Genomic DNA, 15,388 nt, shown 5'->3' with positions numbered 1-15,388 from the left:
CAATGAGGCAGCGGCTGCGGCGATGCAACCATAAGTCGGTTATCGGCAAAACTGCTGCGCGTTCGGCGTCCACTTGCCATACCCGGTCGCGACCAGGTTTGCGATGACGCGGCAGACGTATTTCTTCTGCGCCGGGTCGTTGTTGGGGCCGGCGTGATAGCGAGCGACCGCCATCGTCCAACTCTCGTGCCGGGCGCGCAGATTGGACAGGAAGCGGGCGGCATATTCGACATTCCTGCGCGGATCGAGCATCTCCTCGGGAGAGCTGAAATGCTCGCCGTGAAAGTGGTAGTTGATCTGCATGCAGCCGAGATCGATGAGCTTGGCGCCCTCGGCACGCGCCGCGCCGAAACGTGTGAGAACATCCTGGACGCTTGCCCCGAAATAGGCCTTGCCTTCGATGTTCATCGCATAGGGCTGCAGGGACCCCTTGCGGCCCGTCTCGGTCAATCCGACGGAATATAAAATCCCGGTCGGCACGCCGTATTTAGAGGCCGCGGACGCGATCTCGCGTTCGCACACGCCTGCGCTCGCAAGGGCGCTACATGTAGACGTGGCCAGAGCGAGAACGCTCGGCACCGTCAACCATATCGTCCGTAGCATCATTGCCCGCCCACCTTTCCGCCGCCGCCCGGCCGCCATCCCGCGGCTGACGCCCCTGTCCATCATCACCTGCCCGCTCACGGCCCTCGTAGCCGAGCTGTGACTGAGCCTGGGACTGAGACTGGGACTGAGACTGGGACTGGCCACCGCCGCCATTTGCGGAATCTCCGCCGCCATTGAAGACGATGTTCACCTGGTCGACCGCAAATCCTTGCGCCCGCAGGGCCTTCACCAATTCGCTCTGGTCGTCGCTGAGCTGGCGGAAGGCCTCACCGGTTTCGACCTTCAGATCGACCTGCAGCTCGTCGTCCTTCAGTCTCAGTGTCGCCGTCACCATGCCGAGGTCGACCGGATGCATCTGGATCTTCAGCGTATTGAGCGTCTTGCCGGCCTGGCTCCAGGCTTCGGGCTTCGTCGTCGCGGCGCTCGATTGCAATGCCTCGGCCCATCCGCTATCGCCGGCGATCGCGCTCGTCACCGACGCAGCGTTCTCGTTGAGCGCAAGGCCGAGATAGCGGCGCGCCTCCAGAACGGTCACGGTCTCCACTCCGGATTTGACCGACGATCGGCTGTTCTCCAGGGCTGCCCGCTCGCCATCCCGCGAAATGCTCATGGAAACGGCCTGCCCCTTGCCGTCGGCACGGGCGAAGCGGAAAAGCCGGTCCGGCTCGCTGTCGCCGTTCATCTCCCCGATCTGCGGATGCTCGCCGTCCGCCGCTTCCGGCGATATGCCGCCCACAGTCTTTGCCAGACCGTCGGAGCCTTCGCGAACCGCCGAGGCGGGCTTTGGCCTGCCTTCCGGATGCGAAGCCGCGGCCGCCGCCGGTGCGGCGCCGGCGAGCATCGACAGGAGATCGGAGACGGTTCCGCTGGCAGGGTCGCCGTTCTCCCCGCCTTCCCTCGCCATCGCGACCGACGCTTCGTCAACGGTCTCGCGCGAGGTCTGCACCGATCCACGCGAGCGGATCACCGCCCGCTCCGCCGGTTGGTCGTTTTCCTCTTGGCCACCTTCACGTTCCCGCGACAGATGCGGCGTGCCGGCAGGGTGGCCGTGCTGCGATGATTTCGTCGCCTGGCCCGGTGTCATGATCGCGCGCCCGGAGGCGGGCCGAGCGTCGGGCGCCGCAGCATCCGCCATGAATGCCGGATCATCCGCTCCAAAGCCGTCGACCTTCGTCACAGCCGAGGCGTTGCCGCCGTTCCCGACGGGGTCCCGTCGCGCATCATCGGCAGATGCCTGGCCGGCTTGCCCCTGCGTCCTGCGGCGGCCTGCATCGGCGATCGCCTCGCCAAAGGCCCCCGGTTCGGCCTCTGGCTGACCCCGAACACTCAGTGACTGTGCCGGCCTGTTGGCGGCGGGCGCGCGCAAACTCTCGTCAAGAGGCCTCATTGTCCTTCCCTCTTCAGCAGCGCATCGATCTCGTCGATCTTCGAACGACCGCTGGCTAGAAAGCCTTCGAGCACCGGATCGCCTGGAGCGGCGATATCGGCTTCGGCCGTCCCGGCCTCGGCCGGCATCTCGGTTGGCCTGTCGGACGACCCCTCGAAAGGCTGCCCGAAGGGGCTCATGCCGCTTTCGCTTTCCTCCGCAACCAGCTCGCTTTGCTCCCCGGCCGGTCTTTCCGCTATAGGCCCGGGTGCTTGCGCCGGGCTTTCTCCCAATGGTGGCCGCACCACCGCATCGGCTACGGCCTTGGCCGCCTCGCGCAGGGCGCGGTCGCGCGGGGACAGCTTTTCGTCGGGGATCGCTTCGAGGGCTTCGGCGGCCGAAAAGACATCTGCGGACGGCACGGCAGCCAGCCCCTCGTAGAAACTCGCAAGCACCTGCGATCGGGAACTGTCATCCCCTGCCAGTTCCTCGGCCCGCCTGGAGGCCAGCCGCGCCAGGGCCTGGTTGCCGGCAATCGCGGCGCGGCGCGCCACCCGCAGATAGACCTCGCGCTGGCGCGCACTGTCCATGAAGGAGAGTACCTCCGAGACGCGCCCATCGGCCGCCTCGTCGAAATGGGCGACCGCCAGCTCGACGAAGACATCGGCAAACTGGCTCGCATAGGGTGAGGTCAGAAAGCGCCGCGCGTAGTTCAGCGCATATCGAAAGCCCTTCTCCGGAAGGCCGGCCCGCGCCGCCAGCGAGACCGAACGGCGAAGGGCAGCCTCCTCGATGATGGTGCCCGGTGCCGTCAGGCGCGCCCAATCGTAATGTTTCATCGCCTCGACCGGATCCTGCTGCGACATGGCGTTGCCAAGGATCAGGAACAGATACGGACCGATGCGTGAATTCTTGTATTCCGGGGCGGCCTTGGTGAGATTCTCGACGATCAGAGGGCCCTTGCCGTTCAGATAGTGCCTGAGCGCATCGGTCACCCGCGAGTCGAAATTGCCCTCGATGTCGCGGTCGGCCAAAAGGTCGAGCGTCGCCGGATTGCCGCCGCTCATGACATAGACGAGAGCTGCATCGACATTGCGCGGATCGCGAAACGCCGAAGGATCGGCGGCCCTCAGCCGCTCGTCGATCGCGCCGAGCATGAAGCGCTGCATCTCGATCGCCGAATGGTCGCCGAGCACCACCGAATCCTGCACATATTGCAGCGACCTTATCATCTTGTAAGGCGTGAGCTCCTCATTCCCGCTCGCGCGGGCAGGGCCAAGCGCGAGGGGAGCGGCAAGGGCCGATGCCGCAAGAATGGTGCAGAGCCGCTTCAGCATTTCTCAGCCCTGGCCCGACTGCAGCAGGATTTCGATCCGCCGGTTCGCAGGCGCATAGGGATCGTTCGGCACCTGGAGCCGGCGGTCGGCAAAGCCGCTGATCTGCTTCACGCGCTCTTCCTTCAGGCCGCCGCGCACCAGCATGTAATAGGCGCTCTGGGCACGTGCCGCCGAAAGGCGCCAATTATCGTAGGTGCCGTCCTTGAACGGTCGCCCGTCGGTATGGCCGCGAACGGCCACAGCGCCCGGGCGCTCGGCAAGCAGCCTGCCGATCTTTTCCATCGCGAGCACCAGTTCCTTTTGCGGCACGGCGGACCCGACCGCGAACATCGGCGCATCCGTCTGCTCGCTGATCGTCACCAGCAGGCCGCCCTCGGCCGGGGTTACGGCGAGGCTTTCGAGAAGCCGCCCGGCATCGCCCCCGAGTTCCTTTTCGATTTCAGCCTTCAAGGCTTCGGCTTCCTTCTGCGGGTTTTCAGCCGGCGCTTGGTTCTCGGGTGCATCCGCGGCCTTTGCGCCCTCCGCGCTATCCGGCGCTTTCGGCCCGGAGGCGGCTTCGCGGGTGCTGTGTGCCGCTGACGCCATGTCGCTTTCGGCCGTGTTGCCGGCGTCCTTCACTTCCACCTGCTTGGTCCAGAAGTCCGGGTCGAAGGGATCGCGATAGGCTTCGCCCCCGGCGGCGCCGGTTGACGGCCCGGACTGGGCCGCCCCACCGTCGCCCTTGACGCTGATATTCGCCTCGTGGCCCACTTCGCGGGCGATTTCGGACAGGACCGAGTAAGGATTTTCGAAGAAATCGGCATCCGAATATTTGGTCTCTTCGCCCGAGGTCGCCGTCAGCTGATCCCCCGTCTTGGCCGAACCGCCCGACTTGGCCTGTTCGCCGTCGACCTTGGAGCGCTGCTGCGTCTGTTCGCCCTGCGCATCCTTGGCAGGATCCTTGAGGCCCTTTTCCGCCGGCTTCTGATCGGTCAACTGCACCGGATTGAAATAGGCGGCGATCGCCGCCTTGGTCTCCTCGTTCGCGGCGTTGATCAGCCACATGACGAGGAAGAAGGCCATCATCGCGGTCATGAAGTCGGCATAGGCGATCTTCCACCCGCCGCCGTGATGGCCGTCGTGGCTCTCTGCCGAACGCCGGACGATGATGATTTCGTTCTTGCCGTTGCTCTCGTCGTTCATGCCAGAACCTTGCGAACAGTATCGGACCACGCGGCCATTCGCGTCACCAGTATCGCCTCGCCCATTTCGACGGTCAGGTCGACATCATCGCTTTCGACGTGACGGAACGCGGTCGCTTCGGGCAGCAGGGCCTTCAAAGCCTCGAAAAGCGCAAGCGGGCCCCGCACCGTGATCGCGATCCCTTCACCGGCAGCGAGGCCGTGCCGGACCATGCCGGCCAGGTTCTCGACCGCGCGCTTGGCGAGCGCCTCGTCCATGACCGGAGCGAGGACGCGCGCCGCCTGGTCGCCGAGCGCGAGCGCCAGCCGATCCGCCATGTCGCCGAAACCAGCGGCGATCCTGGCGGCTGCCTGTTCCTCGAGGCGCTGCTTCAGGGCGTCGATCTCTTCTGCATGGCGCGCCTTGAGATCGGCGATCTCTTTCTGATGTTCGAGAGCGAGTTCGGCGCTGGCCTCGGCACGTCCTTTCGCAAAGGCTTCGCTGCGCTCGGCGTCGATATCGATCTCGGGCATGACCGGCTCCGCCCATGCACGGTTCTGCGAAAGGTCGGTGTCGAGATCCGGAAAATATCTCGGCGTTACCCGCGTCAGCTCGATCTTCGGCGGGCTGAAATCCTTGAGATAGCGGGACAGCGACGCGCTCATCGGCACGCCTCCCGGCTCAGCCCGGCGAAGGCCGATATTGCCAGCCGCATCTGCAAAGGCTCGCTTGCGGCCCGGAAATCCATAGAGCCCGACACGTCTTGACCGTCTCCTTAGGCCCGTTCGCCCGAATAGCGACGGACCGGCATTCTTGATTCTGCAGCGGTTCGCGGAAGGCGAAGCGCGATGCAAGCGGCAGCCGGAGTGGTTTCCGGCCGGCAATTTCCAACATGACTGCGAAGGAAGGCTATCCGGTCAAACTTGTGCGAAGGTGTTGGACCGCGCCAGGGCAATAGCGCGGTCCAACCTTTCTCCGACCGATGCCGATGACCGGCGGCACGGCGGAAAGCGATGTCGTCACTCCTGGAACAGGCGGAGAATGTTCTCGGAGGTGGTGTTCGCGATCGAGAGCGACTGGATGCCGAGCTGCTGCTGCGTCTGCAGCGCCTTCAGCCGTGTCGATTCCTCGTTCATGTCGGCATCGACGAGACGCCCGACGCCCTTGTCGATCACATCCATCAGATTGGCGACGAAGCTTTCCTGCATCTCGATGCGGCTGGTGATCGCGCCGAGCGTGGCGGCGGAGTCGGTCAGCTGGCTGATGAGCTCGTCGACGACGCTGATCATGTCGCCCAATTGCGCAGCGGTCGTTGCGTTGTCGATCTCGATCTCGGTCGCGCCCGCGGGAGCTGCACCTGCATCGATGAGATAGTAGTTGCGCGCCGTGCCGGTCGGCGTGGATTGAAGCGCATCCGCATCGACCGCCTTGGTGAGCATGCCGCGCGCAGGATCGGTGACGTCGATCAGGACGGATTTGGCGGTGTCGTAATTGAGCGTCGAGACCGTAACGCTGCCGTCGGCGCTGCGGTTGAAGGAGGCGACGATGGATTTGGTGCCCAGTGCTGCTGAAGCACCGTTATAGAGCCAGTTCTCGCCGGAAAAGGAGGCGGACTGCGCGGCCGAGTTCAACTGGCTCTTGAGCTCGGCCACTTCCTTGTTGATCTTATCCCTGTCGACGCCCGGCTCGCTTGCCGCGACGAGCTTGGCTTTGATCTCGGTCATCACGTCGATGACCGTATCCATCGCCGAGTAGAAGGTATCGACCTTGGCGGCGCCGAGGCCCAAGGCGTCGTGGACCGTCGACAACGCGGCATTGTCCGATCGCATCGTGGTCGCGATGGACCAGTAGGCGGCGTTGTCCGCCGCGGTTTCGACTCGGTAGCCGGAGGAGATGCGGCCCTGAGTCGTCTCGAGATTATGGTTGATCGCGCGCAATGTCTGCAACGCCGCCATGGCGGCGGGGTTGGTCATGATGCTGGTCATTGGTGGTCACCCTGGGGCTGTGCTGCCCTGGTTGGGGAAATCGGACCATTCCGGAAAGCCGGCAACGACGGTGAGGCGTCATGCGCGCTGACACCTTTTTGCCCTGGGTGACAGACCGCCGTTCTTAACGAACCATTAACGAGGATGGTTAAGAAAAGGTTAACGGCGTTAACGAACCAATAACAAACGTGAAGGATTCATTAATCCGGCAAGTCTGGCGCAAGGTCGCCGCCAAAATGCAAAAACCGCGGCCCTTTGCGAGCCGCGGTTTTTCTCCTTCAGAGCGGGACGAAGCCGCCCCCTAGCCGGGGCGCCGCTTACTGACGGAAGAGTTGGAGGATGTTTTCCGAATTGGTGTTGGCGATGGAGAGCGACTGGATCGCGAGCTGCTGCTGTGTCTGCAGCGCTTTCAGCCTGGTCGACTCCTCGTTCATGTCGGCATCGACAAGGCGGCCGATGCCCGAATCGATCGAGTCGGTGAGCTTCGATACGAACTCTTCCTGCATGCCGATGCGCATGGAAATCGAGCCCAGCGCCGATGTGGCGCTGATCAGATCCTCGAGCGCTTCATCGACGCCCCTGATCAGCGCATCGAGGTTTGCTGCCTGCGCGGCGTTGGTGATGTCGATATTCTCGATCGAGGCAGGTGCAGGTGCGCTGGTAACCGGCCCCGCCAACGTGTCTACGACCCAGGAATCGGCGGTAATGGGAGCTGCAGCGGTCGTCACGGCAGCGACTTCCTGACCCGGCGCGGCGGACGATGCAACTGCTTCGACCCAAACGCCCTCTACCTTGACATAGTTCACACCTCCGGCAAGGGCGTAGTTGCCCTGGAATACCGCGCCGCCGGCGATGAGGTCGTCGACCGTGTAGGCCGCAACCGTATGTTCGGCGACGACGCCGCCTATGTTGATCGAAAGCGTTACGCTGGACTCGGAGACATCGTAAACCTTGTCCAGAATCCCGTTGTTGCCAACGGTATCGAAGAGAACGGAGCTGCCGTCGAGAACATAGTCGATCGTCTTTACGGACACGACGCCCGAGGAATCGCGGACGAAGGACCCGACTACGCTCTTCGTCACAGGCGTGGTGATATCCGCCTGGAGCCAGTTTTCGCCGCTGAAGGAAGCGGCCGTCGCAATGCTCGTCAGCTGTTGCTTGAGCTGTTCGATCTCTTCCTGGATCTTGGCCTTGTCGACGCCGTCTTCGGTCGCAGCGACGAGCTTGGCGCGAATTTCCTTCACCACCTCGACGGCATTCTCCATCCCGGCATAGGCCGTGTCGACCTTGGCCGCACCGAGACCCAGGGCATCCTGAACGGCGGAAAGCGCCATGTTGTCCGATCGCATCGTGGTCGCGATCGACCAATAGGCGGCGTTATCGGACGCCGTGCCGACGCGGAGACCGGAGGAAACGCGAGCCTGCGTTTCCTCCATATTGGAGTCGATACCGCGGAGCGTCTGGAGTGCAGCCATCGCTGCAACATTGGTGAGAATGCTGGTCATTACGGGCCCCTTTGAATGGCTAGTTGGAAAGGGACATCCCGGCCACCCCGGGGGAACGAACGCGAGGCATCATGCCGTTAACCGCTTCTTCGTCTTGGTTAACCGTTCGTTGCGTTGAGCCCACTTAGCGCGGTTATGGTTAACAAAGGTTAAACGCGCTTATTCGCCGAGGAAACGAAGAAAGGGGCCACGCTCGATGAGCGTGGCCCCTTTGAAGTTTCGGTCAGGGTGCGGTCGCTCAGTTCGCGACCGCCTTTCCGTGTCGGATTAGCGGAAGAGCGTAAGGACGTTTTCCGAAGCCGAGTTGGCGATCGACAACGACTGGATGGCGAGCTGCTGCTGAGTCTGCAGAGCCTTCAGGCGGGTCGATTCTTCGTTCATGTCCGCGTCGACGAGACGGCCGACGCCCGAGTCGATCGAGTCCGAGAGCTTGTTGACGAAATCGCTCTGCAGGTCGATGCGCATGGCGATCGAGCCAAGATCGGCGGCCGCGCTGGTCATATCCGACAGCGCCTCATCGACGGCGGAGATCATGGCGGCGAGCTGGGCATCGTCCAGACCTGTGATATCAAGATCCTTGATAGACTGCGGCGCATCGACATCGGTAGCCGGGTCATTGGTCGTATCGACACCGTAGTAGACTGCGGTACCATCGTAATGCAAGGCTTCCTGGCCGGTGCCGGTGACATCCGCTGCGAGAACCCAGGTATCATCATTGACCTGGACGAAAAACTCGCCCGTGTTAACCTGACCAGCCGTAGCGGTTGCTTCTGCAAGCTGTGTCGTTTCACCGCTGGCGGTAGTGTTGGTCGTGAACGTTGCCCCGGCGGCGATCAGCTCGTCGATCGTGTAAGCTGCAACAGTAACTTCTTCCTTCACGCCGTCGGTGTTGACGGTGACAGTCACGCTCTTCTGCGAAACGTCATAGACCTTGTCGAGAATGCCGGTGTTGTTGCCGGCCGCATCGAACAGAACGGAGTTGGTGTCAAGGTTGTAGCCAACCTTTTTGACCGAGACGGCGCCGGTATCGTCGCGGACGAACGAAGCGACCACGTTCACGGTCGTACCAACTTCAGCCTTCAACCAGTTTTCGCCCGAGAAGGACGCTGCGTCGGCGATGCTCGTCAGCTGATCCTTGAGCTGATCGAGTTCTTCCTGGATCTTGGCCTTGTCGACGCCCTCTTCGGTGGCGGCTACGAGCTTCGCCTTGATTTCCTTGACGACTTCGATGGCCGATTCCATACCGGAGTAAGCGGTATCGACCTTGGCAGCACCGAGGCCGAGCGCGTCCTGAACGGCCGAAAGGGCCATGTTGTCGGAGCGCATGGTGGTCGCGATCGACCAGTAGGCGGCGTTGTCGGCGGCCTGACCGACGCGAAGGCCGGAGGAGACATGCGCCTGCGTCTCTTCCATGTTGGAGCCGATGGTACGCAGGGTCTGGAGAGCGGCCATGGCCGCAATGTTGGTGAGAATACTCGTCATGGTTTAGTGCCCCTTGATGGCTGATGAGAAGGGACATTCCGGTTCCACCGGCGAAAGACGGTCAACGTCATGCTTGCTAACCAGCTGTTATCGCTGGGGTTAGCCCGTCCTTTCGATGAGGTTAGATAATACCGGCTTGGTTAATGAAGCACTAAGGAGCAACAATTCCAAAAATTTTTTCAACCTCTGCGCGCACGCGCGTGCCATAGGATGTTTAAGAAAAAGTGAAATGCCGATGGCCATGGAAGAAAGCAAAAAACCGCGCCCGGTTTCCGTGGCGCGGTTCGAATGAGCCGGACGCAGGCACAAGTAGCCTGCATCCAGCTATTGATGTCCCTTAGCGGAAGAGCGACAGGACGTTCTGCGAGTCCGAGTTGGCGATCGACAGGGCCTGGATGGCGAGTTGCTGCTGAGTCTGCAGAGCCTTCAGGCGGGTCGATTCTTCGTTCATGTCCGCGTCGACGAGACGGCCGACGCCCGAGTCGATCGAGTCCGAGAGCTTGTTGACGAAATCGCTCTGCATGTCGATACGCGAGGAGATCGAACCAAGCGAGGCGGCCGCGCTGGTCATATCCGACAGCGCCTCATCGACGGCGGAGATCATGTTGTCAAGCTGAGTGGCGTCCAGACCTGTGATATCAAGATCCTTGATAGACTGCGGCGCATCGACATCGGTAGCCGGGTCATTGGTCGTATCGACACCGTAGTAGACTGCGGTACCATCGTAATGCAAGGCTTCCTGGCCGGTGCCGGTGACATCCGCTGCGAGAACCCAGGTATCATCATTGACCTGGACGAAAAACTCGCCCGTGTTAACCTGACCAGCCGTAGCGGTTGCTTCTGCAAGCTGTGTCGTTTCACCGCTGGCGGTAGTGTTGGTCGTGAACGTTGCCCCGGCGGCGATCAGCTCGTCGATCGTGTAAGCTGCAACAGTAACTTCTTCCTTCACGCCGTCGGTGTTGACGGTGACAGTCACGCTCTTCTGCGAAACGTCATAGACCTTGTCGAGAATGCCGGTGTTGTTGCCGGCCGCATCGAACAGAACGGAGTTGGTGTCAAGGTTGTAGCCAACCTTTTTGACCGAGACGGCGCCGGTATCGTCGCGGACGAACGAAGCGACCACGTTCACGGTCGTACCAACTTCAGCCTTCAACCAGTTTTCGCCCGAGAAGGACGCTGCGTCGGCGATGCTCGTCAGCTGATCCTTGAGCTGATCGAGTTCTTCCTGGATCTTGGCCTTGTCGACGCCCTCTTCGGTGGCGGCTACGAGCTTCGCCTTGATTTCCTTGACGACTTCGATGGCCGATTCCATACCGGAGTAAGCGGTATCGACCTTGGCAGCACCGAGGCCGAGCGCGTCCTGAACTGCGGAGAGAGCCTGGTTGTCGGAGCGCATGGTGGTCGCGATCGACCAGTAGGCGGCGTTGTCGGAGGCCGAGCCGACGCGGAGGCCCGAGGAGATGCGGCTCTGCGTGTCTTCCATGCTGGAGGAGATCGAGCGCAGCGTCGAAAGCGCGGCCATTGCGGAGTTGTTGGTGAGAATGCTGGTCATATTCGTTGTCCCTACGAAATACTGATTGGGGGGACATACCGGACTTAAAATCGCTACCGGTCCCGACGGTCCGGCATCATGCCACTCGGCTCCGCTCAACTCGTGATGGATACCAAACCCGTCGTGTGAGGACGAAATTCGCAGCCATTCATTGCCAAGTGCTTAACCGGAGAAGGGCGTTCCCGTCCCGGCGAAGGTGTGGTTAATCGCCTGTGAAATCCTATGCTTAACGGATTCTTATCGGCCCGTCGTGCCCGGCGGCGGGGCCTCAGATAAACGAGCGCACCAGGCTGCCGACGAGCAGGTTCCAGCCGTCGATCAGCACGAAGAACAGGATCTTGAAGGGTAGCGAAATCGCCGTCGGGGGAAGCATCATCATGCCCATCGCCATGGTAATGGTCGCGACGATCAGGTCGATCACGAGGAAGGGCAGCATGATCAGGAAGCCGATCTCGAAACCGCGGCGGATCTCCGAGATCATGAAGGCCGGCACGACCGCGCGCAGGTCCACCTTTTCGTCGACGACGACGGTCTGGCCCTTCTCCCGGGCGATGTCGATGAAGAGCTGCAGGTCCTTGTCGCGGGTGTTGGCCAGCATGAATTCGCGGAAGGGCTCCGACATCCGCTGCATCGCCTCCGTCTCGGAGATCTCGTTCTTCAGGAGCGGATCGATGCCGTCGCTCCAGGCGCGGTCGAAGGTGGGCGCCATGACATAGAAAGTCATGAACAGCGCGAGCGACACCATGATCATGTTGGAGGGCGTCGTGGCGAGCCCCATCCCTGAGCGCAGGATCGCGAAGGCGATGACGAAGCGCGGGAAGCTCGTCACCATGATCAGGATACCCGGGGCCACCGAAAGGACGGTCAGGAGGCCGAAGGTGCGGATGATCCACGAGGCGACGGAGCCGTCGACCGGCGTGTTCAGGATATCGGCGGGGAAGCTCTGAGCCCCGGCAATTCCCGACATCGCCATCATGGCGATTATGAAGGTGGCAAACCGGAGCATCAGCGAATCATTGGATGACGAAGGTGCGGAACATCACATTCGTTACGCGGCCCTCGGAGCGCAGGTCAACCCGCTCCTGGATGTCATCCCGGAGATATTGAAAGCCGCGCGGCCCCTGGATCTGCTGCAGCGACACGGTCTTCAGATAGGCCGCAAGGTCCTGGTGTATCGTCTCCGCCAGCGCAATGTCGGGAGCGCCATCGAACTGGAGCGCGACCTCGAGGCGAACCCAGTTTTCGGCCGGATAGGCAAGGTTCGTCGTAATGGGATCGAGCTGCACGATGCCGTGTGCCGCCGCGGCGATTTTCGGTATGTCCTCCTCGCCGGTCGCGTTGGCGGGAAGCTCGGCCGGGATTTCCGTCTTCTCGGAAGGCGGCGGCGCGAGCAGCATGCCTGCAAGCCAGCCGCCGCCGCCGGCGACGAGCGTCAGCACCGCTACGGCCGCGATGGTCGTCAGCCGCGAGGGGACCTTCGTTTCTTTGCTCTCGATTTCTTCCATTGTGCGTTCCGGCCGATCAGAGGGGCGAGACGAGATCGACGAGCTGCTGACCCCACGGCGGCTGCTGGACCTCCGTCAGGCGGCCGCGGCCGCCATAGGAGATGCGCGCCTCGGCGATGCGGTCGTAGGAAATGACGTTGTCGGCGTCCACGTCGCGCGGCCGGACGATGCCCGCGACATTGAGGATGCGCAGCTCGTGGTTGACGCGCACTTCCTGGGAACCGCTGATCAGCAGGTTGCCGTTTTCGAGGACGCCGGTCACGACCGCGGCGACCAGCAGCCTGAGCTTCTCCGAACGCTCGGTCTTGCCGTCGCCTTCGGTCTTGGTGTTGGAGCCGTATTCGAGATCGCCCGACCAGGCGAAGTCGCTCGTCTGGGACTGCCCGCTGGCGCCGAGATTGAAACCGCTCGAATTCTTGCGGCTGCGGTCCGTCTCGTTTTCGAAGGAGGCCTTGTCGTCGATACGGATGTCGACCGTCAGAATGTCGCCGATATTGATCGCGCGCGCATCCTTGAAGAGCGCCGCCTGCTGGTCGTTCCAAAGCGAGTACCCGTTGGTGACGTGGCGCGGCTGCTTCGGATACATGGCAAGCTGCGGCGTCTGCGTATATTGCAGGCCGCTGCCGATCGGGCTCATGGCCGGCGCCCGCCCGATCTCGTTGAAGGCCTGATTCTGGCAACCCGCCAGGAGCCCTGCGGCCAGTACGGCCGTGATGCGCGTTCTCATGATGGCTCCTTGGAGGTATTGGGGTCGCTCGCGCTCGAAATGATGTTGGTCAGCACCGCTGCCCTTTCGTCGCTCATCTCGCTCAGGATCAGCGACGACTGGCGTGGCGGCAGCCGCATGACGATCGCCGCCGCGATCTCGGGACGCACCATCTCGAGCTTGCCGGCGGCGGCATCCGGCTTCATCGTCTTGTAGATGTCGACGAGGCCGAGCTCCGCCTGTTTGAGGAAATCATTGCGGCGCTTAAGCCAGTCCTCGTATTCCGCCCGGCGCGCCTCCAGCGTCGCAATCCGTTCGTCGACATTCGCTTTCAGCTTCTCCAGGTCCTGGCGCTGCAAAACGTAGCGCTGGTCGCGCGCGGCGTCGGCGATATTGGTGCAGAACTTTTCGATTTCGCTCGCGATCGCGCTGTCGGCCGGCGGCGACGTGACGTCCTGCGCGAAAGCACCGGGCATCGAAAGCATGAGCGCGGCGGCGACCGAGCCCAGGAGAACGCGGCGTGCCTGGCCGAAAAGACGATCGAAGTTTCCGGTCATTGCAGAACAAGCTCCGCCTGTAGGGCTCCCGCCGATTTGATGCTCTGGAGGATCGCGATGATCCCATCCGGCTTGACGCCGATGCTGTTCAGGCCCGCTACGAGCGAACGCAGGCTGGAGCCGTTGAGGATGGCGACCGTGCCGCCGTCGGCCTGCGCTTCGATCGTGGTGTTGGGCTCGTAGGCCGTCTGACCGCGCGAGAACGGCTCCGGCTGGACGATCGTCGGCGTCTCGCTGACCTGCACCGTCAGCGTACCGTAGCTGACGGCCACTTCGGCGACGCGGACGTCCTGGCCGATGACGATCGTGCCGGTGCGCTCGTTGATGACCACCCGGGCCGGCGCGTCGGTCTCGATCACCAGGTTTTCCACGTCGGCCATCAGGCGCGCGAGATCCGCCATCTTCGGCTTCTGGACCAGGACGGACTGCGAGTCCAAGGCTTCGGCGATGCGGCCGCCAAATTGGGCCGCGGCATATTTGTTGATCGCCGCGGCCATGCCGACGGCGGTGGAAAAGTCCGGGTTGCGCAGCTGCAGCACCAGGTTGAAGCCGTCCTTGAATTTCGACGGCAGTTCCCGCTCGATGATGGCGCCGTTCGGGACACGTCCCGCCGTGGTCACGCCCTGGCTCAATTGGGCGGCTTCACCTTGCGCGTTGAAACCGCTGACGACCACCGAGCCCTGCGCCACGGCGTAGATCTGGCCGTCGGCGCCCGAAAGCGAGGTCATGACCAGCGTCCCGCCGCGCAACGACGTCGCATCGCCCAGCGAACCGACGGTCACGTCGAGCCGACTGCCGGGGCTCGCGAAGGGCGGGAGCGTGGCGGTGACGAGCACCGCGGCGACGTTGCGCGTGCGCGAGTCCCCGCCCTGCGTGGAAATGCCGAGGTTCTGCAGCATGGCGCGGATCGACTGATCCGTGAACGGAGACGAGCGCAGGCTGTCACCGGTGCCCTGCAGGCCCACCACCAGGCCGTAGCCAATGAGCTGGTTGTCCCTGCCCGACTGCAGGGACGCGACGTCCTTGATCCGCGAGGCCGCATAGGCAGAGGTCAAGCTCGTGGCGAAGACCACCGCGAGCGCCAGCAGCCACTTGCATGCATTGATGTTCATTTCGCCACCACATGGATCGTGCTGTCCGCCATCACCGTCCCGGAGACGATCACGCCCGTATCGACGTTGCGCACGCGGATCAGATCGCCGACCGCGGCATCCTGCAGCGGCGAGCCGGCGGCCGTTATCGTCAGACCGCCATTGTTGAAGACGAGACGAACGGTGGAGCCGCGTTCGACCGCATATTGCTCGCGCAGCGCCGAGGCCAGGATGACCCGCCCGGGAAGAAGGGTCCGCTTGGTCACCATGCCGTCGACCTCGTCGATCGAGCGCACATAGCCGTCGCGCAGGTCCGGGTTGGTCACGTCGACCACCTCCAGCATGCTCGCATCGAGCTTTTCGCCGGGATAGATCGTCTGCTTCGGAATGACGGCCGTCGGCGGCTCGGCAAGAGCTGCCGCAGGCGAAAGCAGGCAACTCGCCATTGCGGCAAACAGAACGGCACGCGCCGGCTGCGCGAGGCCGCCTGCAATTGCTTTTCCTCCGGGGGATCGGCGAAACATCATGTTTGCCT

Annotated in this window: 15 protein-coding genes; all 15 read right to left on the bottom strand. The window is 62.8% G+C overall.

The window, feature by feature from the left end; translation table 11 throughout:
- Positions 1 to 39 precede the first annotated feature (39 nt).
- On the bottom strand, positions 40 to 603 hold the full coding sequence (locus BHD07_RS05130) for a transglycosylase SLT domain-containing protein (protein WP_033047239.1): 564 nt from the start codon (positions 601 to 603) through the stop codon (positions 40 to 42).
- Complete coding sequence (gene fliK / locus BHD07_RS05125; RefSeq protein ID WP_338278200.1) at positions 542 to 1,993, bottom strand: flagellar hook-length control protein FliK; 1,452 nt, start codon at positions 1,991 to 1,993, stop codon at positions 542 to 544. Before fliK ends, BHD07_RS05130 begins: the two co-directional genes overlap by 62 nt.
- Complete coding sequence (motC, locus tag BHD07_RS05120; RefSeq protein ID WP_338278197.1) at positions 1,990 to 3,309, bottom strand: chemotaxis protein MotC; 1,320 nt, start codon at positions 3,307 to 3,309, stop codon at positions 1,990 to 1,992. The genes fliK and motC overlap by 4 nt, the downstream gene beginning before the upstream one ends.
- A 3-nt stretch (positions 3,310 to 3,312) precedes the next feature.
- On the bottom strand, positions 3,313 to 4,491 hold the full coding sequence (locus BHD07_RS05115; protein ID WP_338278195.1) for a flagellar motor protein MotB: 1,179 nt from the start codon (positions 4,489 to 4,491) through the stop codon (positions 3,313 to 3,315).
- The gene (locus BHD07_RS05110; protein ID WP_338278193.1) at positions 4,488 to 5,135 is read right to left on the bottom strand and encodes a hypothetical protein; all 648 of its coding nucleotides are present in this window, start codon (positions 5,133 to 5,135) and stop codon (positions 4,488 to 4,490) included. Before BHD07_RS05110 ends, BHD07_RS05115 begins: the two co-directional genes overlap by 4 nt.
- Positions 5,136 to 5,489: 354 nt before the next feature.
- Positions 5,490 to 6,455, bottom strand: a complete 966-nt coding sequence (locus BHD07_RS05105) for a flagellin N-terminal helical domain-containing protein (RefSeq protein ID WP_338278191.1) — start codon at positions 6,453 to 6,455, stop codon at positions 5,490 to 5,492.
- A gap of 317 nt (positions 6,456 to 6,772) precedes the next feature.
- Positions 6,773 to 7,960, bottom strand: a complete 1,188-nt coding sequence (locus BHD07_RS05100) for a flagellin (RefSeq protein ID WP_100669577.1) — start codon at positions 7,958 to 7,960, stop codon at positions 6,773 to 6,775.
- A gap of 267 nt (positions 7,961 to 8,227) precedes the next feature.
- On the bottom strand, positions 8,228 to 9,442 hold the full coding sequence (locus BHD07_RS05095; RefSeq protein WP_100669579.1) for a flagellin: 1,215 nt from the start codon (positions 9,440 to 9,442) through the stop codon (positions 8,228 to 8,230).
- 337 nt (positions 9,443 to 9,779) lie between these two features.
- The gene (locus BHD07_RS05090; protein ID WP_338278188.1) at positions 9,780 to 10,994 is read right to left on the bottom strand and encodes a flagellin N-terminal helical domain-containing protein; all 1,215 of its coding nucleotides are present in this window, start codon (positions 10,992 to 10,994) and stop codon (positions 9,780 to 9,782) included.
- Between the two features lie 268 nt (positions 10,995 to 11,262).
- A complete protein-coding gene (gene fliP, locus BHD07_RS05085; protein WP_018094231.1) occupies positions 11,263 to 12,000 on the bottom strand; it encodes a flagellar type III secretion system pore protein FliP in 738 nt (245 codons plus the stop codon).
- A 7-nt stretch (positions 12,001 to 12,007) separates the two neighbouring features.
- The gene (locus BHD07_RS05080) at positions 12,008 to 12,499 is read right to left on the bottom strand and encodes a flagellar basal body-associated FliL family protein (protein WP_338278184.1); all 492 of its coding nucleotides are present in this window, start codon (positions 12,497 to 12,499) and stop codon (positions 12,008 to 12,010) included.
- 16 nt (positions 12,500 to 12,515) lie between these two features.
- Positions 12,516 to 13,226: a flagellar basal body L-ring protein FlgH gene (flgH, locus tag BHD07_RS05075; RefSeq protein WP_003529888.1), complete on the bottom strand. Its 711-nt coding sequence runs from the start codon at positions 13,224 to 13,226 to the stop codon at positions 12,516 to 12,518.
- Complete coding sequence (locus tag BHD07_RS05070) at positions 13,223 to 13,762, bottom strand: MotE family protein (protein ID WP_338278180.1); 540 nt, start codon at positions 13,760 to 13,762, stop codon at positions 13,223 to 13,225. Before BHD07_RS05070 ends, flgH begins: the two co-directional genes overlap by 4 nt.
- Complete coding sequence (locus BHD07_RS05065) at positions 13,759 to 14,874, bottom strand: flagellar basal body P-ring protein FlgI (RefSeq protein WP_338278177.1); 1,116 nt, start codon at positions 14,872 to 14,874, stop codon at positions 13,759 to 13,761. Before BHD07_RS05065 ends, BHD07_RS05070 begins: the two co-directional genes overlap by 4 nt.
- Positions 14,871 to 15,380 (bottom strand): flagellar basal body P-ring formation chaperone FlgA, encoded by a 510-nt coding sequence (gene flgA, locus BHD07_RS05060; RefSeq protein ID WP_338278174.1) that lies wholly within the window; start codon positions 15,378 to 15,380, stop codon positions 14,871 to 14,873. Before flgA ends, BHD07_RS05065 begins: the two co-directional genes overlap by 4 nt.
- Positions 15,381 to 15,388 lie beyond the last annotated feature (8 nt).

Source organism: Sinorhizobium sp. KGO-5 (assembly GCF_036245905.1).
GTDB lineage: Bacteria > Pseudomonadota > Alphaproteobacteria > Rhizobiales > Rhizobiaceae > Sinorhizobium > Sinorhizobium meliloti_A.
This window is presented reverse-complemented; position numbering and strand designations above follow the sequence as displayed.

What these genes read in the sequence shown, in the direction of transcription:
- BHD07_RS05065 (WP_338278177.1), bottom strand. Translation starts at nt 14,874, where the DNA reads ATGAACATCAATGCATGCAAGTGGCTGCTGGCGCTCGCGGTGGTCTTC.
- BHD07_RS05110 (WP_338278193.1), bottom strand. Translation starts at nt 5,135, where the DNA reads ATGAGCGCGTCGCTGTCCCGCTATCTCAAGGATTTCAGCCCGCCGAAG.
- motC (WP_338278197.1), bottom strand. Translation starts at nt 3,309, where the DNA reads ATGCTGAAGCGGCTCTGCACCATTCTTGCGGCATCGGCCCTTGCCGCT.
- flgA (WP_338278174.1), bottom strand. Translation starts at nt 15,380, where the DNA reads ATGATGTTTCGCCGATCCCCCGGAGGAAAAGCAATTGCAGGCGGCCTC.
- BHD07_RS05070 (WP_338278180.1), bottom strand. Translation starts at nt 13,762, where the DNA reads ATGACCGGAAACTTCGATCGTCTTTTCGGCCAGGCACGCCGCGTTCTC.
- fliK (WP_338278200.1), bottom strand. Translation starts at nt 1,993, where the DNA reads ATGAGGCCTCTTGACGAGAGTTTGCGCGCGCCCGCCGCCAACAGGCCG.
- BHD07_RS05105 (WP_338278191.1), bottom strand. Translation starts at nt 6,455, where the DNA reads ATGACCAGCATCATGACCAACCCCGCCGCCATGGCGGCGTTGCAGACA.
- BHD07_RS05090 (WP_338278188.1), bottom strand. Translation starts at nt 10,994, where the DNA reads ATGACCAGCATTCTCACCAACAACTCCGCAATGGCCGCGCTTTCGACG.
- BHD07_RS05080 (WP_338278184.1), bottom strand. Translation starts at nt 12,499, where the DNA reads ATGGAAGAAATCGAGAGCAAAGAAACGAAGGTCCCCTCGCGGCTGACG.
- BHD07_RS05130 (WP_033047239.1), bottom strand. Translation starts at nt 603, where the DNA reads ATGCTACGGACGATATGGTTGACGGTGCCGAGCGTTCTCGCTCTGGCC.
- BHD07_RS05095 (WP_100669579.1), bottom strand. Translation starts at nt 9,442, where the DNA reads ATGACGAGTATTCTCACCAACATTGCGGCCATGGCCGCTCTCCAGACC.
- flgH (WP_003529888.1), bottom strand. Translation starts at nt 13,226, where the DNA reads ATGAGAACGCGCATCACGGCCGTACTGGCCGCAGGGCTCCTGGCGGGT.
- BHD07_RS05115 (WP_338278195.1), bottom strand. Translation starts at nt 4,491, where the DNA reads ATGAACGACGAGAGCAACGGCAAGAACGAAATCATCATCGTCCGGCGT.
- BHD07_RS05100 (WP_100669577.1), bottom strand. Translation starts at nt 7,960, where the DNA reads ATGACCAGCATTCTCACCAATGTTGCAGCGATGGCTGCACTCCAGACG.
- fliP (WP_018094231.1), bottom strand. Translation starts at nt 12,000, where the DNA reads ATGCTCCGGTTTGCCACCTTCATAATCGCCATGATGGCGATGTCGGGA.